The organism is Arthrobacter sp. V1I9 (genome assembly GCF_030817075.1).
GTDB lineage: Bacteria > Actinomycetota > Actinomycetes > Actinomycetales > Micrococcaceae > Arthrobacter.
Window position 1 is genome coordinate 1800701 of the sequence record NZ_JAUSYU010000001.1, and the last position, 20008, is coordinate 1820708.

The following is a 20008-nucleotide window of genomic DNA, read 5'->3' on the forward strand; positions in this document are numbered from 1 at the left end:
CAGCAACAAAACCGCGTCCCTGGGCCGTCCGGTGGTTCTCATCGGGCCCATGGCCGTGGGTAAATCCGCCATCGGGCAGCAGCTCGCCCATCAGCTCGGTGCCCCGTTCGTGGACACCGACGCAGTCATCGTGGCAGCCCATGGATCCATTTCCGAGATCTTCGCCGGACGCGGCGAGCACGCCTTCCGCGAGATAGAAGCGCGGACGGTGGCGGACGTCGTCGAGGCCGCGGAAGGCACGGCCACAGTCATCTCACTGGGCGGCGGTGCTGTGCTTGATTCCGGAACCCAGCAGCTGATCAACAGGTGCACCGTGGTGTATCTGGAATGCGACGCCAGCACCGTTGCGGGCCGCATCGCCCGGAATTCGGGGCGGCCGCTGCTGGCGGGGGACGCGATGGGCCGCTGGACGGCCATGTTCGCCACCCGGAAACCCGTCTACGAACGGCTGGCAGACATAACCCTGGACGTGCGGCATGGCTCGGTTTCCGAGCTCGGACGCCGTCTTGAAGCAGCACTGCGGGACTACGCAGCTGCCCAACAGGAAGTTGAAAAGTGAGCGCGGAATCAACAGTCATCAAAGTCACCGGCGAATCCGCCGCTAACAACTACGACGTCGTGGTGGGCCGGGGGCTGCTGGGTGACCTCTCCAGCCTGCTCGGTGAGCGCGTCCGGCGGGTCCTGGTCATCCACCCGCGTGCCCTCCGGCTCACGGGCGACACCGTCCGTGACGAGCTCGCGTCAGCAGGTTTCACCGCCCTGACAGCAGAAATCCCGGACGCCGAAGAAGGCAAGCACATCCAGGTAGCCGCTTTCTGCTGGCAGGTGCTCGGGCAGAATGATTTCACCCGCTCCGACGCGATCGTCGCCGTCGGAGGAGGCGCCGTCACGGACCTGGCCGGCTTCGTCGCCGCCACCTGGCTGCGCGGCATCAAGGTCATCCACATGCCCACCAGCCTGCTCGGGATGGTGGACGCATCCGTGGGTGGAAAAACCGGCATCAACACCGCCGAAGGAAAAAACCTGGTGGGTGCCTTCCACCCGCCCGCGGCCGTGCTGGCAGACCTGGACACGCTGAACACCCTGCCGAAAAACGAGATCATCTCCGGAATGGCAGAAGTCATCAAGTGCGGTTTCATCGCCGACCCCGCCATCCTGGACCTCATCGAGAAGAACCCGGAAGGGGTGGTCGATCCGGAGTCGGCCGTCCTTCGGGAGCTCATTGAGCGGGCCATCGCCGTGAAGGCAAAAGTTGTCTCCGAGGACCTCAAGGAATCCGGGCTCCGGGAGATCCTGAACTACGGGCACACGCTGGGCCACGCCATCGAACTGGTGGAACGCTACTCCTGGCGCCACGGCGCCGCCGTCTCCGTCGGCATGATGTTTGCCGCCGAACTCGCCCGCAGCGTCGGCAGGCTCAGCGACGTCGACGCCGACCGGCACCGCACCATCCTGGACGGACTGGGACTCCCGGTCACCTACCGCCGGGACAGGTGGCAAGGCCTGCTTGACGGAATGCGCCGGGACAAAAAATCCCGAGGCGACCTGCTGCGCTTCGTTGTCCTGGACGGCGTGGCGAAGCCCGGCATCCTGGACGTCCCGGACACCTCACTGCTGTTCGCCGCCTACCAGGAGATTGCCTCCTGATGCACGGCGACATGGAAGGCACAGCAGACTGGCCGGACACCGGCTTCCCGGGCATCCGCATTAACCCGGAAACCCTGCTGCCGCAGATCGTGAACGAGGACGCCTGCCGCCAGGCGCTGGCGGTGTCCACGGACCCCGCCGACCACATCTTTGTCCTGCTGGTGGAAGGGCACTCGGCGGAGGCGGCGGAACTGCTGGCCGAAGCGCGTTTCAAGGATCCCGAATCCTTCAGGCTGCGGGCGTTCGAGGCCGAAGTGCTTCGGGTTTCGAACCGGCCGGACCGTGCCGTGGAACTGTTCCGGCAGCTCCTCGCCGAGGTGCAGGGGACGCCCCGCGAAGCGCTGGTCCTGCAGTTCCTGGGCAAGACCCAGTACACAGCGGGCCAGACATCCGCGGCAGTCGAATCCTTCGCCCGCGCCCTGGACCTCCGGGTGGCCGAGTCGGCCGACGCCGCCCTCATCTACTCATCTACAGTGGCGCTGCAGCGTGCCAGGGACGTCCTGGACCTGGCCTGCTGACGGAGTTCGCCTGGCCGTCCCGAAAGGGGCCAGGGATTAACCCGGTAGAATGGTTCTTGAATTTTTTTCGAAGACCCGATTTTTGACAAATACGCGCTGGCAGGCCGATTGGCTGGCCTGCCCGGCATACAACGTCTGACAACGCGACCAGACAAAGAAACCAGAGGAAACCAGTGGCAACCACTAACGACATCAAGAACGGAACGGTCCTGAAGCTCGAGGGCCAGCTCTGGAACATCATTGAATTCCAGCACGTCAAGCCGGGCAAGGGCGGCGCTTTCGTGCGTACCAAGATGCGCAACGTGATGTCCGGAAAGGTCGTGGACAAGACGTTCAACGCCGGGCTCAAGATAGAGACCGCCACCGTTGACCGCCGCGATTACCAGTACCTGTACCAGGACGGCGCGGACTTCGTGTTCATGGACACCTCCGATTACGACCAGATCACGGTTTCCGGCGCTACCGTCGGCGACGCCACCAACTTCATGCTCGAAAACCAGATGGTCAACATCGCCATCCACGAGGGCAACCCGCTCTACATCGAACTGCCGCCGAGCGTCGTGCTCGAAATTACCTACACCGAGCCTGGCCTGCAGGGCGACCGCTCCTCCGCCGGCACCAAGCCCGCCACCCTGGAAACCGGCTACGAGATCCAGGTTCCGCTGTTCATCGAGAACAACACCAAGGTCAAGGTTGACACCCGCGACGGCAGCTACCTCGGCCGGGTCACCGAGTAGTGAGCGCACGCGGTAAAGCCCGTAACAGGGCCCTGGATGTTCTTTTCGAGGCCGAGCAGCGTTCGGTTTCAGCCTTCGACGTGCTCCGGGCACGCCGTGAGAAGACCGACCAGGTGGTCAACCCGTACACCCTGGAAATCGTTGAGGGTGTGCTGTCCCAGCAGGCAGCGATCGATGAATTCCTCGAAACGTACTCGCAGGGCTGGACCCTTGAGCGGATGCCGTCCGTGGACCGCATCATCCTGCGGATTGGAACCTGGGAGCTCCTCTACAACGACGACGTCCCGGACGGCGTGGCAGTGAGCGAAGCAGTGGCACTGGCCAAGACGCTTTCCACCGACGAGTCGCCGCAGTTCATCAACGGCCTCCTGGGCCGCCTGCAGCAGCTGAAGCCTTCCTTGCTGGCTTAGTGTTTGCAAAACGCGAAGGGCTGGCCTACCACCGTGGAGGCCAGCCCTTCGCAGTTAACTCAGCGGGCGACGGCGTCCCGCAGGGCAAGGACGCGCTGCAACTGCTGGCGCTCTTCAGCCTGGTGCACTTGGACGTCGCGACCGCTCAGGATGCGCTGGCGGGTATTCGCCAGCTGGGTGGCCTCCTTCAGGAACTCCTTCATCTGCCGCTTTTTGCCGTAGCTGCCCGCCCAGTTCAGGGCTGTACGCCGGCCGCCCAGCGTCGCCAGCAACTCCACCTCCGCAGGGGTGAACCACCCGGCGGCGGAATATTCGAGCAGGCGCTGGCGGGTCAGCCGCTTTTCCGCAACACGCAGGAGGATGATGCCTGCGACGGCGAGGAAGAAGATGGGAACCTGCACCAGGATGTAATCCACCAGGAAGCCCTGGCCCATGCTGTTCCAGCGGTTATGCAGGAACATGGCCGGCAGCAGCCCCACGAAGAAAGCAGCTACCGAAGCGCCTGAATGCCAGCGCCGGGCGGCGAAGCCCATAATGAGCCCGGTGGTGCCGGTGAAGATCGCGTGGGCGAAGGGGGACATGACACCGCGGAGGAAGAACACCTGGGCGAAGTCGCTGGCCGGGTCTGCCGATTCCGCGATGGCCCTGCCGAAATACAGGATGTTCTCCGTGAAGGCGAAGCCACCGGCGATGGTGAACGCAAAGACCACGCCGTCCACCGGTCCGTCGAAGTGCTTCCTGGCCAGCAGGAGCAGGAGCAACAGCCCCAGTGATTTGGCGAACTCCTCCACAATCGGGGCCTGCACAGTGGCCATGTAGGTCTGCAGGTCGGCTCCGTCCGACAATTGGAACCCCAGCACGAAGAACGGCTGGATGAGCAGGGTGACGGCGATGGACACCGCAGCGCCCCAGGTGAAGGCGAAGTACAGGAGCCGCTTTGGCTCGGGTTCCCACTTGTCGATGACGTACACGGCCAGGAGCACCACCGACAGGGGAATGAGCGAGGCCAGGAATCCCACTATGAACCCCGCCGGTCCCGTGTTCGAGAGCAGGAACGGCACCACCAGGAACAAGCTGAGGAAGGCCAGGACACTGCCGCCGATGGTCAGTCCCAGCAACCCGCCGCTGCGGGCCCTGCCGGCCCGGACCACCGTTCCCTGGACCTGCGGCGGCACCACCGTATCCACGGGGCGGCCCTGATGCCCCGGCGCGGACCGGTAGTTCTCCGGCAGCACGTGCCCCATCCAGCTTGGGTTGGCATCGCGGGGGAGCGGTGCGCCGGCTCCGCGATACGGATCTTCGGGTTGCCCGGACGCCGGGTAGCGGGGATGCATCGACATACCCGAAAGCCTAGGTGGCTCCCGCCAAGGGTCCAAGGATCCCGGCCACGAGCCGCGGGAGTGTGATCATCAACGCGTCCTCCCGGCACGGGTCCCGCCGGGCCCGTGTGGTAATTTTGGAACGCACATGATCCTTTTTTAATTCCGTCCTGTGAGGCGGGGAAAGGGGAGACGAGCGTTGACTTCTGTCACCAGCGCACCGGTTCCAGCCAGGGTTGTCCTCAGCCAGGCGGACATAGACCGGGCCCTCACTCGTATCGCCCATGAGATCCTCGAGGCCAACAAAGGTTCCCAGGACCTCGTCCTGCTCGGCATTCCCCGCCGCGGTTACCCGCTGGCCGCGAGGCTTGCCGAAAAAATTGCCGCCGCTGATCCCGGCGTGGATGCCGCCGCGATCGTTGGCCAGCTGGACGTCACGATGTTCCGCGACGACCTCTCGCACCAGGGCACGCGCCCACCGTACCCCACCAAGCTCCCGCGAACAGGCATCGATAACAAGGTGGTTGTCCTCATAGATGATGTCCTGTACTCAGGCCGCACCATCCGTGCCGCGCTTGACGCCCTCGTCGACCTGGGCCGGCCCCGCATCGTCCGGCTTGCTGTGCTGATCGACCGCGGCCACCGCGAGCTGCCTATCCGCGCTGACCACGTGGGCAAAAACCTGCCCACGTCATCCGCGGAAAAGGTCCGGGTCCGGCTCGAGGAAACTGACACCGCCCCGGGCGGCACTCCGGTCAATGAAGTAGTCATCGAGGGCCGCTCGTGAAGCACCTGCTCTCCACTGACAACCTCAGCCTCACCAACGCCATCCGCATCCTCGACACCGCCGAGGAAATGGCAGCCGTGGGCGACCGCGAGGTCAAGAAGCTGCCCGCCCTCCGCGGCCGCACCGTGGTCAACCTCTTTTTCGAGGACTCGACCCGCACCCGCATCTCCTTCGAAGCCGCTGCAAAGCGGCTCTCGGCGGACGTTATCAACTTCGCCGCCAAGGGCTCCTCGGTCTCCAAGGGGGAGTCCCTCAAGGACACTGCCCAGACGCTGTCCGCGATGGGTGCCGACGCCGTCGTGATCCGGCACTGGGCTTCCGGCGCTCCGCACCGGCTGGCCGCGACCGACTGGATCGACGCCGCCGTCATCAATGCCGGCGACGGCACCCACGAGCACCCCACCCAGGCGCTGCTGGATGCGTTCACCATGCGCCGGCACTGGGCACGCCTGGCCGGCACCGGTTCCGAAGGTGCCGACCTGAAGGGCATGCGCGTGGCCATCGCCGGTGACGTCCTGCATTCCCGCGTGGCCCGCTCCAACGTTTGGCTCCTGCGCACCCTTGGGGCCGACGTCACCCTCGTGGCGCCGCCCACGCTGCTGCCCATCGGCGTCGAAAAGTGGCCCTGCAAGGTGAGCTACAACATGGACGAAACCATCGAGCACGGCGTTGACGCTGTAATGATGCTCCGCGTCCAGGGTGAACGCATGAACGCCTCCTTCTTCCCGAGCACCCGCGAATACTCCCGCCGTTGGGGCTTCGACGACAACCGGCTGCGCGCGCTGGACGCACTGGGCATGAAGGACACCATCATCATGCACCCCGGCCCCATGAACCGGGGCCTCGAAATCTCGGCGGCCGCTGCCGATTCCCCCCGCTCCACCGTCCTGGCCCAGGTGCGCAACGGCGTTTCCGTGCGCATGGCCGCCCTTTACCTGCTGCTCTCCGGGGACACCCGCGAACCAGCGGCCGCCCCCGACCTGGCGTATACCGGCACCCATTCCACCAAGGAGAGCAACTGATGGCAGGCAACACCGGTACCTATCTGATCCGCGGGGCCTCGATCCTGGGCGGCGAGCCGGCCGACCTGCTGATCCGCGACGGCGTGATCGCCGAAACCGGCACCGACCTTTCGTCTGAAGGGCAGGGCAGTGATGCCACCGTCATCGACGGAGCCGGCCTGGTGGCACTGCCGGGCATGGTGGACGTGCATACGCACCTCCGCGAGCCGGGCCGCGAGGACGCAGAAACCGTCGAGACAGGCACCCGCGCTGCGGCCCTGGGCGGCTACACCGCCGTGCATGCCATGGCCAACAGCACTCCCGTGGCCGATACCGCGGGCGTGGTGGAACAGGTGTACACCCTCGGCCAGAAGGCCGGCTGGGTGGACGTGCGTCCCGTGGGCGCCGTGACCGTGGGGCTGGCCGGCGAGCAGCTCGCCGAGCTCGGTGCCATGGCCGATTCCCGCGCCAGGGTCCGGATGTTCTCCGACGACGGCATCTGCGTCCACGATCCCGTCCTCATGCGCAGGGCGCTGGAATACGTCAAGGCGTTCGACGGCGTGGTGGCCCAGCACGCGCAGGAGCCGCGGCTCACGGCGGGCGCCCAGATGAACGAGGGCGAAGTGTCCGCGGTGCTGGGACTCGCCGGCTGGCCGGCAGTAGCCGAGGAAAGCATCATCGCCCGCGATGTGCTGCTGGCCCAGCACGTCGGCTCACGGCTGCACGTCTGCCATGTTTCCACGGCCGGTTCGGTGGAAATCATCCGCTGGGCCAAGGAGCGCGGCATCAACGTCACGGCCGAGGTCACCCCGCACCACCTGCTGCTCACCGACGACCTGGTCCGCAGCTATGACCCCGTGTTCAAGGTCAACCCGCCGCTGCGGACCGACGCCGACGTCCAGGCCCTCCGTGCAGGCCTCGCGGACGGCACCATCGACGTCGTGGGTACAGACCATGCACCGCACCCCAGCGAGCACAAGGAATGCGAGTGGGCGCAGGCCGCCATGGGCATGACCGGGCTGGAAACGGCCTTGTCAGTCGTGCAGCACACGATGATTGAAACCGGTCTGTTGACGTGGGCCGATTTTGCCCGGGTGACCTCAGCCGCCGCAGCAAGGATCGGCCGCCTCGAGGACCAGGGCCGGCCGCTTGAAGCAGGGCAGCCAGCCAACGTCATCCTCGTGGACCCGGCCGCGCGCTGGACGGTTGAGCCGTCGAAGATGGCAACAATGGGCCGGAACTCCCCGTTCAAGGGCATGGAGCTGCCCGGCAAGGTTGTTGCCACGTTCTTCAAGGGACACCCCACCGTCCTCGACGGAGCCCTCAACACCCCGTACCCGCACGCCGCTTCCGTGGGCGCCGCCTGATGGACACCCAGCTGCTTTCGCTGGTCATCACGCTGGCCCTCATCGCGGCAGCGTTCGGCCTCATCTGGATGGGTTGGCGGAACCGCCTGAAGCGCCAGGCCGACGTCGAACAGTTGCCTTCGGTGCCCGAGGCGCCGGGGGAGCCGCACGCCAGAGCCGGGGGGCAGTACGTCGCCTCTACCACCGGCGGTGACTGGCTGGACCGGATCGCGGTGCACGGGCTCGGCATCCGGACGAATGCCACGCTGGGGGTCTACCCGCACGGCGTCCTCTTTGACCGTTCCGGAGCGCCGGCGCTGTACATCCCCGCCGCGTCCCTCACCGGAGTACGGCTGGACAGTGGCATGGCCGGAAAGTTCGTTGAAAAGGACGGCCTCCTGGTCCTTTCATGGGTCCACGGCAGCCACGAGCTGGACACCGGCTTCCGGACCCGCCGCGCGGAGGACAGGAACGTTGTTTTCGCAGCACTTCAGGAATTGATTTCTTCGGCCCCCGCGGCTGAGGCCAATAGTGGAAAGTAAAACAGTGACAACAAATACAGCAGTAACAGCCCCAGTTTCCGCTCCTGTATCAGCTCCCGCTGCGCTGGTGCTCGAAGACGGCCGCATCTTCCGCGGACGCAGCTACGGCGCCACTGGAACTGCCCTGGGCGAAGCAGTCTTCGCCACCGGCATGACCGGCTACCAGGAAACCATCACGGACCCGTCCTACGCCCGCCAGCTGGTGGTCCAGACGGCACCGCACATCGGGAACACCGGTGTGAACAATGACGACGCCGAGTCCCGCCGCATCTGGGTGGCCGGCTACATCGTCCGCGATGCCGCCCGGCGCCCGTCCAACTGGCGCTCCGAGCGTTCGCTGGACGAGGAACTGGTAGAGCAGGGCATCGTGGGCATCCAGGGCGTGGACACCCGCGCCATTACCCGCCACCTGCGCGAGCACAAGACCATGCGCGCCGGCATCTTCTCAGGCGAGGCCGCCCAGGCCACGGACAAGGAACTGGTTGACACCGTGCTGGCGAGCGCCCCGATGGAAGGCGCCCGGCTGGCCGAGGAAGTCAGCGTTGACGAGGCGTACGTTGTGGAACCGAAGGACCACGGCTGGGACGGGGACGCCCGCTTCAGCATCGCCGCCGTCGACCTCGGCATCAAGGCGATGACGCCGGTGCGGTTCGCCGAGCGCGGCGTCCGCGTCCACGTGCTTCCCGCCACCGCCACCCTGGATGACGTCAAGGCCGTCAACCCGGACGGCTTTTTTATGTCCAACGGCCCCGGCGACCCCGCCACCGCTGACACCCAGGTCAACCTGCTCCGCTCCGTCCTGGACGAAAAGCTGCCCTACTTCGGCATCTGCTTCGGCAACCAGATCCTGGGCCGCGCTTTGGGCTTTGGCACCTACAAGTTGCGCTACGGCCACCGCGGCATCAACCAGCCCGTGATGGACCGCCGCACCGGCAAGGTGGAAATCACCTCCCAGAACCACGGCTTCGCGGTGGATGCCCCGCTCGACGGTGCCACCCAGGCCCCCGAGGAACGCTACGGGCGCGTCGAGGTCAGCCACGTCAGCCTGAACGACGACGTCGTGGAAGGCCTCGCGTGCCTGGACATTCCCGCTTTCTCCGTCCAGTACCACCCCGAGGCAGCAGCGGGCCCGCACGACGCCGCCTACCTGTTCGACCGCTTCATCGACCTGATGGAAGGTACGCGGGACGGCAGGACCGCGAATCTGTCCAAGGACCCGGTGGACTCTGCGCATCCCGCGCAAGCGGACAACAACAGTGCAGGCTCGGCAATGCCGATAAATTCCGACAACAAGACTGAGGACAAGAAGTAATGCCGAAACGTACAGACCTCAAGAGCGTCCTCGTCATTGGTTCCGGCCCGATCGTCATCGGCCAGGCCGCCGAATTCGACTACTCCGGCACGCAGGCGCTGCGCGTCCTGAAGGAGGAGGGCCTGCGGGTCATCCTGGTGAACTCGAACCCGGCCACCATCATGACCGACCCCGAGTTCGCCGACGCCACCTACATCGAGCCCATCACCCCCGAGGTGGTGGAGAAGATCATCGCCAAGGAACGCCCGGACGCGGTCCTCCCCACCCTGGGCGGCCAGACGGCACTGAATACTGCCATCGCCCTGGACAAGAACGGTGTGCTCGAGAAGTACAACGTGGAGCTTATCGGCGCCAACATCGCCGCCATCGAACTCGGCGAGGACCGCGAAAAGTTCAAGGGCGTGGTAGAGCGCTGCGGCGCCGAGTCCGCACGCAGCCACATCATCCACACCATGGACGAGGCCCTCAAGGCCGCTGTTGACCTGGGCTACCCGATGGTGGTCCGCCCCTCCTTCACCATGGGCGGCCTGGGCTCCGGCCTCGCCTACAACGAGGACGACCTCCGCCGCATCGTGGGCCAGGGCCTGCAGTACAGCCCCACCAGCGAGGTGCTGCTCGAAGAGAGCATCCTCGGCTGGAAGGAATACGAACTCGAGATGATGCGGGACAAGAACGACAACGTCGTGGTGGTCTGCTCCATCGAGAACTTCGACCCCGTAGGCGTCCACACGGGCGATTCCATCACGGTGGCTCCCGCCCTCACCCTTACGGACCGTGAATACCAGCGGCTGCGCGACATCTCCATCGCCGTCATCCGTGAAGTGGGCGTGGACACCGGCGGCTGCAACATCCAGTTCGCCATCGATCCCGCCACCGGCCGCGTGGTGGTCATCGAGATGAACCCCCGCGTGTCCCGCTCCTCCGCGCTGGCGTCCAAGGCCACCGGCTTCGCTATCGCCAAGATCGCCACCAAGCTCTCCCTGGGCTACACGCTGGATGAGATCCCCAACGACATCACCCAGAAGACCCCGGCGTCCTTCGAACCGACGCTCGACTATGTTGTGGTGAAGGTCCCGCGCTTTGCGTTCGAGAAGTTCCCGGCGGCGGACAACACCCTGACCACCACCATGAAGTCGGTGGGCGAGGCCATGGCCATGGGCCGCAACTTCACCGAGGCGCTGCAGAAGGCGCTGCGGTCGCTGGAGCAGAAGGGCTCCCAGCTGGACTTCAGCTCCGTTCCTGAATGGGAAGTGGCTGAGCTGATCGAGAAGGCCAAGCGCCCGACGACGGACCGGCTGCACCAGGTCCAGCGCGCCCTCCTGGGTGGCGCCAGCGTGGAGGACCTCTTCGAGGCCACCAAGATCGACCCCTGGTTCCTGGACCAGCTCCAGCTGCTCAACGAGATCTCCCGCGAGATCCGCCAGGCCGGAGCGCTCACGGCAGACATGCTCCAGCGCGCCAAGCGGCACGGCTTCTCCGACGAGCAGATCGGCGCCCTGACGCACAACTCTGAGGCCGTGGTCCGCGGCGTCCGGCAGGCGCTGGGCATCCGCCCTGTCTACAAGACCGTGGACACCTGCGCCGCGGAATTCGCCGCGTACACGCCGTACCACTACTCCGCCTATGACGAGGAGGACGAGGTGGCGCTGCACTCCAAGCCGTCCATCATCATCCTCGGCTCCGGCCCCAACCGCATCGGCCAAGGCATTGAGTTCGACTACTCCTGCGTCCACGCCTCCATGGCACTGCGCAAGGCCGGCTACGAGACGGTGATGGTCAACTGCAACCCGGAGACCGTCTCCACGGACTACGACATCTCCACCCGCCTGTACTTCGAGCCGCTGACGCTCGAGGACGTGCTGGAAGTCATTGCGGCGGAGGAACGCACCGGCGGCGTGATGGGCGTCTTCGTCCAGCTCGGCGGCCAGACTCCCCTCAAGCTGGCACAGCAGCTGGCGGACGCGGGCGTGCCCATCCTCGGCACTTCCCCGGAAGCCATCGACCTCGCCGAGCACCGCGGGGCGTTCTCCCGGGTCCTCGACAAGGCCGGCCTGATTTCTCCGAAGAACGGTACAGCCGTGTCCTTCGAGGACGCCAAGAAGATCGCCGACGAAATCGGCTACCCGGTCCTGGTCCGCCCGTCCTACGTGCTGGGCGGCCGCGGCATGGAAATCGTCTACGACGAGCCCAACCTGTCCCGCTACATCGCCAACGCCACCGAAATCACCCCGGACCACCCGGTGCTGATCGACCGCTTCCTGGAGGACGCCGTCGAAATCGACGTCGACGCGCTCTTCGACGGCACGGACATGTACCTCGGCGGCATCATGGAGCACATCGAGGAAGCCGGCATCCACTCCGGCGACTCCGCCTGCGTCCTGCCCCCCATCACCCTGGGCACGAACGTCCTGGAGCGGGTCCGCACGGCAACCCGTGCCATCGCTGAAGGCGTGGGCGTCCGGGGCCTGATCAACATCCAGTTCGCCCTGGCCTCCGACGTGCTGTACGTCCTCGAAGCCAATCCCCGTGCTTCCCGGACGGTGCCGTTTGTATCGAAGGCCACCGGCGTGCAGATGGCGAAGGCGGCTGCCCTGATCGGCACCGGCGTGACCATCGGCCAACTCCGCAGCGCCTACAAGATGCTGCCCGAGGCGGGCGACGGCTCCACGCTGCCCCTGGATGCCCCGGTTTCCGTCAAGGAGGCAGTCCTGCCGTTCAGCCGCTTCCGCACCCTTGAAGGCAAAGTTGTTGACTCCCTGCTCGGACCGGAAATGCGCTCCACCGGCGAAGTCATGGGCATCGACAAGCACTTCGACACGGCGTTCGCCAAGAGCCAGGCGGCGGCCAACAACGCCCTGCCCACCGAAGGAAAGATCTTCGTTTCCGTGGCCAACCGCGACAAGCGCTCGGTGATCATGGGCGTCAAGCGACTCTCGGACCTCGGCTTCGAGATCGTCTCCACCGGCGGTACTGCCGATGTCCTGCGCCGCAACGGCATCCAGGCCACGCCGGTCCGCAAGGTGGCAGAAGGCAGCAGCGCCGAAGGTGAAGGCACCATCGCCGACCTTGTGATTGCAGGCGAGATCGATATGGTCTTCAACACGCCCTCCGGCGGCGAAGCACGCAGCGACGGCTACGAACTGCGCGCCGCTGCCACGTCGATCGGCATCCCCTGCATCACCACGGTGGCCGAATTCAACGCCGCCGTCCAGGCGATCGAGGCCATGCGAACCTACGAATGGTCCGTCACCAGCCTGCAGGAGCACGCCGCGGCTCTGGGAGAATCCCAAAAGGCAGCGTCCCAGAAGGCGGCCCTGCAGCATGCCTGAGCAGGTATCAGGCGCCGGCCGGGAGTCCTTTGGCTCCCGGCTTGGCGCTGCCATGGCCGCGCGTGGCCCCTTGTGCGTGGGCATTGACCCGCACCCGTCCCTGCTGACCGGCTGGGGACTGAATGACGACGTCGACGGCCTGCGCGCGTTTTCCCTGACAGTCCTCGACGCGGTGGCTTCCCTCGCTGCCGCCGTCAAGCCGCAGGTGGCGCTTTACGAGCGCCACGGCTCTGCCGGAATGGCTGTCCTGGAGGAAGTCCTTGCCATCGCCCGTGACGAAGGTGTGCTCACCATTGCCGACGCAAAGCGCGGGGACATCGGCTCCACCATGGCAGCCTACGCCGATGCGTGGCTCCGCGACGGCTCGCCACTGGCGGCTGACTCGGTCACGCTCAGCCCTTATCTTGGCTTTGAATCGCTGCGCCCCGCCTTGGACCTCGCGGCTGAAACCGGGCGCGGCGTCTTTGTCCTCGCCCTGACGTCCAACCCCGAGGGTGCCTCGGTACAGCACGTTGGGGGAGCGGACTCGGTGGCGCGACGGATCGCCCTCGCGGCCGGCGGCGAAAACCGGCGCTACCCGGGCGGGCTCGGCTCAGTTGGCCTCGTGGTCGGTGCAACCGTGGGCTCTGCCCTCGCGGACCTCGATGTGGACCTCGCCGCCATGCACGGGCCCATCCTGGCACCGGGACTGGGAGCGCAGGGCGCCACGCCGGCCCATCTGCGCGCCACCTTCGGCAGCGCGTACCCGCAGGTGCTGGCAACTTCCAGCAGGGAGATCCTTTCCGCCGGCCCGCAGCCGCGGGCATTGCGGGAGGCCGCCCAGCGGACGCTTGACGGGTTGCGGAGCGAATAGCTGCCGTTTCGCTTCGATGCATTGATTCGGGCAGCACCAAAGGGTAGTTTCAGGACATGTCCAACGGCGGCCGCCGTGGACGTAACCACCCAGATCCGGGGGTGTCCCACCATGGTGCTGCGACCCTTATCCGCATCGGAACGAACTGATGCCTTGAACAAGGCGGCGGCAGCGAGGGCAACACGGGCGGCGGCGAAGGAAAGCCTCAAGAACGGCGCGCGGTCCGCAGCCGACATCATCAATTCCGCCGTGGAGGACGACGCCATGGCGCGGATGAAGGTTTCGGAGCTGTTGGAGGCGCTTCCGGGCGTTGGCAAAGTCCGGGCCGCCGCCATCATGAAGCAACTCGGTATTGCGGCGTCCCGCAGGCTGCGCGGCCTGGGCGTCCACCAGCGCCGGGCGCTGGTAGATTTTATAGACGAAAACTAGCGCGGATACCTCCGGCGCTTTCCCCGAACTCCGGCACCAAAGGAATACGTGAGTAAAAAACCTGGACTGACAGTCCTCGCTGGTCCGACGGCTGTTGGCAAAGGCACCGTGTCCACCTTCATCCGGGACAACTACCCCGAGGTCTGGCTGTCCGTATCAGCCACCACCCGCGCACCCCGGCCGGGCGAAGTTGACGGCGTCCACTACTTCTTTAAGGCCAAGGAGGACTTCGAGAGGCTCGTCGCGGAGGGCGAGTTCCTTGAGTGGGCAGTAGTGCACGGCCAGAACACCTACGGAACGCTGAAGAGCACCGTGAACCAGGCCATCGCCGAAGGCCGGTCGGTGCTGCTGGAGATCGACCTGCAGGGCGCGCGCCAGGTCAAGGCAGCCGTTCCGGACGCCCAGTTTGTCTTCCTCGCGCCGCCGAGCTGGGACGAAATGGTCCGCCGGCTGGTGGGCCGCGGCACGGAAACACCCGAGGAACAGCAGCGCCGGCTGGAAACCGCTAAACTGGAGCTTGCTGCTGAACCGGAGTTCGACCATACCGTCATCAATGACGACGTTCGCCGGGCAGCGGACGAGCTAGTTTCACTCATGGGGCTGACCCCGCATCCGCACGGAACGCCGGAACGGTCAGCCCGCTAGAATTTGGAGAATTCGTGTCCACGAACCTTGAAGGCATCATCAACCCGCCGATCGACTCGCTGCTCGAAGCAGCAGATTCCAAGTACGGCCTGGTGATCTTTGGTGCCAAGCGTGCTCGTCAGATCAACGCTTACTACGCCCAGCTGCACGAGGGCCTGTTCGAATACGTCGGCCCGCTGGTAGACACCAAGCTGAACGAGAAGTCGCTCTCGATCGCCCTGCGCGAGATCAACGAAGGCAAGCTGGTTTCCACGCCGATCGAAGCTGCAGAGTAATACCTGCCGCCTGAGGTGCTGTTGACGGAGGTCACGTGCGCATAGTCCTCGGAGTCGGGGGAGGGATAGCCGCCTACAAGGTGGCATCGCTCCTCCGGCTTTTTACTGAAGCCGGCCATCACGTCACAGTGATCCCCACCGAGGCGGCCACCCGCTTCGTTGGCACCGCCACATGGGAGGCGCTGTCGGGAAATCCGGTCAGCAACAGCGTTTTCGACGACGTCCACCAGGTCAATCACGTCCGCCTTGGCCACGAAGCCGACCTGGTGGTCATCGCCCCGGCCACCGCTGACCTTCTGGCCAAGGCAGCCACGGGGCAGGCCGGGGACCTCCTCACCAATACCCTCCTGATGGCCCACGGCCCTGTGCTGTTCGCCCCGGCGATGCACACCGAGATGTGGCAGCACGCTGCCACCCAGGCCAATGTGGAAACACTGCGGAGCCGCGGCGTTGCCGTCCTGGAGCCGGCAACCGGCAGGCTGACGGGCTCTGATTCCGGCCCGGGCAGGCTGCCCGAGCCTGAGGTGATTTTCGAGGCCGCCATGGCCTTGGTCCAGGGCCAGGCGGACTACCAGCTGCCGCTGGCCGGACGGACCGTCACCATCAGCGCAGGCGGAACCCGTGAGCCCCTGGACCCGGTACGGTTCCTTGGCAACCGGTCCTCCGGCAAACAGGGAGTGGCGCTTGCCGTCGCCGCCCGGAACGCCGGCGCCACCGTCCGCCTGCTCGCGGCACATATGGAAGTTCCGGCGCCGGCGGGCGTGGAAGTGGTCCCCGTGGAGACTGCCCTGCAACTGCGGGAGGCAGCGCTGGCAGCGGCGGCCGATTCCGACGTCGTGGTTATGTCTGCCGCAGTGGCCGACTTCCGCCCCGCAGAGGTCTCGGACACCAAAATCAAGAAGCGCGATGACAGCGCTGACCCGGTCATCACGCTGGTCCGCAACCCGGATATCCTGCATGAATTGGTGGAACTGCGGAACAGCGCCGGCCACGGAAAAGGGCAGCAGCTGATCGTTGGCTTCGCAGCCGAAACAGGCGACAGCGACGGCGACGTACTGGCCTACGCCGAAGCAAAGCTGGAGCGCAAGGGCTGCGACCTGCTGGTGGTTAACCATGTGGGCGCGGACAAGGTCTTCGGGCAGGACACCAATTCCGTTGTCATCCTTTCCCGGTCCGGTGCCGAACCACAGGAGGCGGCCGGAACCAAAACGGAAGTTTCGGCGGCCATCATCAGCCGGATCGGCTTTGAACTGAATCACGTTTCGCCCCGCGCCTGAAGTGTTCCAGGCCACGTTCGCTTAGCACAGGGACATCTGCTGACGTCTCCTGCGGGGAGGACGGATCACAACCAGTAAGGTAGTTGAGTGACTTTACCGCTGCATCTTCCCCAGTCCCACGCGGCCACGCCCTCCGCGCTCCGGCTCTTCACCTCCGAGTCGGTCACCGAAGGCCACCCGGATAAGATCTGCGACCAGATCAGTGACGCCATCCTTGATGCCCTGCTGGACAAGGACCCGGAATCGCGCGTTGCTGTGGAGACCATGGCCACCACCGGCCTGGTCCACGTGGCCGGTGAGGTCACCACTGACGCCTACGTCGAAATCCCGCAGATCGTGCGCGAGACCATCCTGGGCATCGGCTACGATTCCTCGGCCAACGGATTCGATGGCGCCCGCTGCGGCGTCTCCGTGTCCATCGGCCAGCAGTCCAACGACATCGCCGGCGGAGTCTTCAACTCCCTTGAGGCCCGCGAAGGACGCCAGGAGGACGACTATGACCTCCAGGGCGCCGGGGACCAGGGCCTGATGTTCGGCTACGCGAGTGACGAAACACCCTCCTACATGCCGACACCGATCTGGCTGGCGCACCGCCTCTCCGAGCGGCTCACCGAGGTCCGCAAGTCGGGGGAGCTTGCTTACCTCCGCCCGGACGGCAAGACCCAGGTAACCGTCGGCTATGACAAGGACCTGCCGGTCTCCGTCGAAACCGTGGTCATCTCCAGCCAGCATGCCGAAGGCGCAAGCCTCGAACAGCTTCGCGCAGACCTCGCCGCCATCGTCATTGAGCCGGTTCTGGCAGGCGCCAACCTGGACATCTCCCGCGCTGCGAACATCCTGAACCCGGCTGGTGAATTTGTCATCGGCGGTCCTGTTGGCGACGCCGGCCTGACCGGGCGGAAGATCATCGTTGACACTTACGGTGGCATGGCCCGCCACGGCGGCGGCGCCTTCTCCGGCAAGGACCCGTCCAAGGTGGACCGCTCTGCGGCTTACGCCATGCGGTGGGTTGCTAAAAACGTTGTTGCCGCCGGCCTGGCCAAGCGCGCCGAGATTCAGATCGCTTACGCCATCGGCCAGGCACGCCCCGTGGGTACCTACGTGGAGACGTTCGGCACCGAAACGGTTGACCCGGCCCGCATCAGCGCCGCCATCGCCGAGATCTTCGACCTCCGCCCCCGCGCCATCATCGACGCCCTGGACCTGAAACGGCCCATTTACGCCAAGACAGCCGCCCACGGCCACTTCGGCCGTGATGATCCGGACTTCACCTGGGAGCGCCTGGACCGTGTTGATGATCTGAAGGCGTTCTTCAACGCCTAAAGGGCCGGCGTCCGGCTCCAGCAAAAGGCCGGCACCTGCAGAAATGCCGGTGCCGGGTGGAATGTCGGTGCCGGGTGTTTTACTTGCCAGGTCCACCCGGTGATGCTGAACGGAGGTAACCGAAGTGGTTGCTGACAATTCCGCACAACCTGCACTGGATCTTCCGGGAGCCGTGCAGCCGTCCCTTTTGCAGGGCTTCCCGTCCCGCCACCAGCCCATAGGCCGGCAGTTCGCGGACCACCTGCCGGTGGCCAGGGTGCTCGTGGAATCCTCCCTGCCCCACCTGGACCGGCCCTTCGACTACGGTGTTCCTGCCGCCCTCGATGAGGATGCGCAGCCCGGCGTCAGGGTCAAGGTGAAGTTCAACGGCCAGGACCTCAGCGGGTTCATCATGGAACGGGCGGCGGAATCCAACGCCGGACACACCCTGTTGCCGCTGGCGAAAGTTGTTTCCGCGGTTCCCGTCCTGGCGCCGGAGATCCGCGACCTTGTCACCGCCGTCGCCGCCCGTTACGCGGGGACCGTCAGCGACGTCCTCCGTGTTGCCGTTCCTCCGCGGGTTGCGCGGCTCGAAAAGACGTATCCGCCTTCCGCGGAGCCCGAAGCGGAAAGCCCGACTGAACCCGCCGGCGGCGCAGCGGACCCTTCCGCGGACAGTGCGTGGACAAGCTACCGGAACGGTCCTGCCTTCCTGCGGCATCTGAAGGACGGCGGCTCGCCACGGGCGGTGTTGAACCCACTGCAGGGCTACGGCTCCGCCGGCTGGCCGCAGCTGTTGGCCCAGGCCATTGCCGCCGCCTACGCCTCCGGCCGGGGAGCCGTAGTGGTAGTGCCGGACAACCGGGACCTGGACCGGCTTGAAAATGCGGTGGAGGCTCTGCTGCCGGACCAGGCCGTAGCCCGCCTGACGGCCGAGGACGGACCCACACCCCGGTACCAGAACTTCCTGCGGGTCCTGGCCGGAACCGCCCGCATCGCCATCGGGACCCGGTCCGCTGCCTACGCTCCGGTCAAGGACTTGGGGCTCGTGGTGTGCTGGGACGACGGCGACGACCTCCACATCGAGCAGCGTGCGCCCTACGCCCACGCCCGCGAAGTCCTGCTCCTGCGCGCCGAACAGGCAGGGGCGGCCTGCCTGATGGCCGGGCATGCCCGCAGCACGGAGGTCCAACGGCTCGTCGAGACAGGTTGGGCCCTGCCTGTCGAAGCCGACCGCACGGTGGTCCGCCGCACCGTCCCGCGCGTGGTTAATACGGCGGACAGCTTTGAGCAGGAGCGGGATCCGCTGGCCAGGATTGCACGCCTTCCGGGCGCTGCGTGGCGGGCCGCCAAGGAAGGTCTCGAGCGGGGGCCGGTCCTGGTGCAGGTGGCCCGGGCCGGCTACGCGCCGTCGCTGGTGTGTGACAGCTGCCGGGAGCCGGCACGGTGCGGTGCCTGCCAAGGTCCGTTGGCTGTGGCCGGGGCCAGCGGAACCTCCGCCCTGCCCCAATGCCGGTGGTGCTCCACCCCTGCACCGGACTGGCACTGCACGCACTGCAACGGCCGCAAACTCCGCAGGGGCGCAACAGGCGTGATCCGCACCGCCGAGGAGCTGGGCCGGGCCTTCCCGGGTAAAACCGTCATCACGTCCTCGGGCGACCAGGTCAAGGCACACGTCACCAGCGGCAAGGCCCTGGTGGTGGCTACGGTGGGAGCCGAGCCGATAGCAGAAGGGGGATATGCCGCCGCCTTGCTGCTGGACGGGGATTCCCTGCTCCGCCGGGAGACGCTGCGGGCGGGTGAAGATGCTGTGCGCCGCTGGTTCAACGCCGCGTCCCTGGTGCGGCCTGGCGCTGAGGGAGGCCTCGTGGTGGTTACCGCAACGGACACTGGCGCAGTGGGCGCGCTGCTGAGATGGGATCCGGCAGGCTACGCCCTGCGTGAGCTTTCCCTCCGGGAGGAGCTGCAGCTTCCTCCGGCGGTGCGCATTGCCTCAGTCACAGGCCCCCGCGACGCCGTCCAGCATTTCTCAGGTGCAGTGTCGGCGCAACTGGAACAAACCGGCTTCCTCCTCCGCACTGCAGGCCCTGCGCCTCTTATTCTCACCGGCCCGCCCTCCACCCGCGGCCCGGCGGAGGATGTCCGGACGCTCCTGTTCTTTCCTTATGGCCAGGCCGCGGCGGTGACCCGTGTCCTGCGCGCAACCCGTTCCGCGACGGCCGCAAAGCGGAGCGCGGAACCGGTCCAGGTGCGTCTGGACGGGGTGGACGTACTGTAGC

General features: G+C 66.1%; 19 protein-coding genes. 18 read left to right on the forward strand and 1 reads right to left on the reverse strand.

Annotated features, from left to right (window positions below):
• The first annotated feature begins 49 nt into the window (after window positions 1–49).
• The 5 genes from QFZ70_RS08610 to nusB all read left to right on the forward strand — a co-directional run bounded on the left by QFZ70_RS08610 (window position 50) and on the right by nusB (window position 3312).
• Window positions 50–559 (forward strand): shikimate kinase, encoded by a 510-nt coding sequence (locus tag QFZ70_RS08610; RefSeq protein ID WP_373461675.1) that lies wholly within the window; start codon window positions 50–52, stop codon window positions 557–559.
• On the forward strand, window positions 556–1647 hold the full coding sequence (gene aroB / locus QFZ70_RS08615) for a 3-dehydroquinate synthase (protein WP_307094954.1): 1092 nt from the start codon (window positions 556–558) through the stop codon (window positions 1645–1647). Before QFZ70_RS08610 ends, aroB begins: the two co-directional genes overlap by 4 nt.
• On the forward strand, window positions 1647–2165 hold the full coding sequence (locus tag QFZ70_RS08620; protein ID WP_307094955.1) for a tetratricopeptide repeat protein: 519 nt from the start codon (window positions 1647–1649) through the stop codon (window positions 2163–2165). Before aroB ends, QFZ70_RS08620 begins: the two co-directional genes overlap by 1 nt.
• A gap of 173 nt (window positions 2166–2338) precedes the next feature.
• Complete coding sequence (efp, locus tag QFZ70_RS08625) at window positions 2339–2902, forward strand: elongation factor P (RefSeq protein ID WP_066276200.1); 564 nt, start codon at window positions 2339–2341, stop codon at window positions 2900–2902.
• On the forward strand, window positions 2902–3312 hold the full coding sequence (gene nusB, locus QFZ70_RS08630) for a transcription antitermination factor NusB (protein WP_307094956.1): 411 nt from the start codon (window positions 2902–2904) through the stop codon (window positions 3310–3312). The genes efp and nusB overlap by 1 nt, the downstream gene beginning before the upstream one ends.
• Before the next feature lie 59 nt (window positions 3313–3371).
• Here the strand turns inward: nusB and QFZ70_RS08635 are convergent, their stop codons facing one another.
• Window positions 3372–4652 carry a PrsW family intramembrane metalloprotease gene (locus tag QFZ70_RS08635; protein ID WP_307094957.1) on the reverse strand — a complete coding sequence of 427 codons (1281 nt, stop codon included), beginning with the start codon at window positions 4650–4652 and terminating at the stop codon, window positions 3372–3374.
• Window positions 4653–4830: 178 nt separating this feature from the next.
• Here QFZ70_RS08635 and pyrR point away from each other — a divergent pair, with 178 nt between their 5' ends.
• The 13 genes from pyrR to QFZ70_RS08700 all read left to right on the forward strand — a co-directional run bounded on the left by pyrR (window position 4831) and on the right by QFZ70_RS08700 (window position 20007).
• A complete protein-coding gene (pyrR, locus tag QFZ70_RS08640) occupies window positions 4831–5418 on the forward strand; it encodes a bifunctional pyr operon transcriptional regulator/uracil phosphoribosyltransferase PyrR (RefSeq protein ID WP_159825916.1) in 588 nt (195 codons plus the stop codon).
• Complete coding sequence (locus QFZ70_RS08645) at window positions 5415–6440, forward strand: aspartate carbamoyltransferase catalytic subunit (protein WP_307094958.1); 1026 nt, start codon at window positions 5415–5417, stop codon at window positions 6438–6440. The genes pyrR and QFZ70_RS08645 overlap by 4 nt, the downstream gene beginning before the upstream one ends.
• Complete coding sequence (locus tag QFZ70_RS08650; RefSeq protein ID WP_307094959.1) at window positions 6440–7786, forward strand: dihydroorotase; 1347 nt, start codon at window positions 6440–6442, stop codon at window positions 7784–7786. The genes QFZ70_RS08645 and QFZ70_RS08650 overlap by 1 nt, the downstream gene beginning before the upstream one ends.
• Window positions 7786–8307 (forward strand): hypothetical protein, encoded by a 522-nt coding sequence (locus QFZ70_RS08655; RefSeq protein ID WP_307094960.1) that lies wholly within the window; start codon window positions 7786–7788, stop codon window positions 8305–8307. The genes QFZ70_RS08650 and QFZ70_RS08655 overlap by 1 nt, the downstream gene beginning before the upstream one ends.
• Window positions 8308–8311: 4 nt before the next feature.
• A complete protein-coding gene (gene carA, locus QFZ70_RS08660) occupies window positions 8312–9619 on the forward strand; it encodes a glutamine-hydrolyzing carbamoyl-phosphate synthase small subunit (RefSeq protein WP_307094961.1) in 1308 nt (435 codons plus the stop codon).
• Window positions 9619–12948 carry a carbamoyl-phosphate synthase large subunit gene (gene carB, locus QFZ70_RS08665; RefSeq protein WP_307094962.1) on the forward strand — a complete coding sequence of 1110 codons (3330 nt, stop codon included), beginning with the start codon at window positions 9619–9621 and terminating at the stop codon, window positions 12946–12948. Before carA ends, carB begins: the two co-directional genes overlap by 1 nt.
• Window positions 12941–13801: an orotidine-5'-phosphate decarboxylase gene (gene pyrF / locus QFZ70_RS08670; RefSeq protein WP_307094963.1), complete on the forward strand. Its 861-nt coding sequence runs from the start codon at window positions 12941–12943 to the stop codon at window positions 13799–13801. The genes carB and pyrF overlap by 8 nt, the downstream gene beginning before the upstream one ends.
• Before the next feature lie 111 nt (window positions 13802–13912).
• On the forward strand, window positions 13913–14230 hold the full coding sequence (gene mihF / locus QFZ70_RS08675; RefSeq protein ID WP_307097837.1) for an integration host factor, actinobacterial type: 318 nt from the start codon (window positions 13913–13915) through the stop codon (window positions 14228–14230).
• A 48-nt stretch (window positions 14231–14278) separates the two neighbouring features.
• A complete protein-coding gene (gmk, locus tag QFZ70_RS08680; protein ID WP_307094964.1) occupies window positions 14279–14875 on the forward strand; it encodes a guanylate kinase in 597 nt (198 codons plus the stop codon).
• Window positions 14876–14889: 14 nt separating this feature from the next.
• Window positions 14890–15150, forward strand: coding sequence for a DNA-directed RNA polymerase subunit omega (gene rpoZ, locus QFZ70_RS08685; RefSeq protein WP_003800778.1), 261 nt, complete (start codon window positions 14890–14892; stop codon window positions 15148–15150).
• 35 nt (window positions 15151–15185) lie between these two features.
• Entirely contained in the window at window positions 15186–16427 is a 1242-nt protein-coding gene (coaBC, locus tag QFZ70_RS08690) for a bifunctional phosphopantothenoylcysteine decarboxylase/phosphopantothenate--cysteine ligase CoaBC (protein ID WP_307094965.1), read from the forward strand.
• Window positions 16428–16514: 87 nt separating this feature from the next.
• Entirely contained in the window at window positions 16515–17750 is a 1236-nt protein-coding gene (gene metK, locus QFZ70_RS08695) for a methionine adenosyltransferase (RefSeq protein ID WP_307094966.1), read from the forward strand.
• A 124-nt stretch (window positions 17751–17874) separates the two neighbouring features.
• Window positions 17875–20007 (forward strand): primosomal protein N', encoded by a 2133-nt coding sequence (locus QFZ70_RS08700; RefSeq protein ID WP_307094967.1) that lies wholly within the window; start codon window positions 17875–17877, stop codon window positions 20005–20007.
• Window position 20008 lies beyond the last annotated feature (1 nt).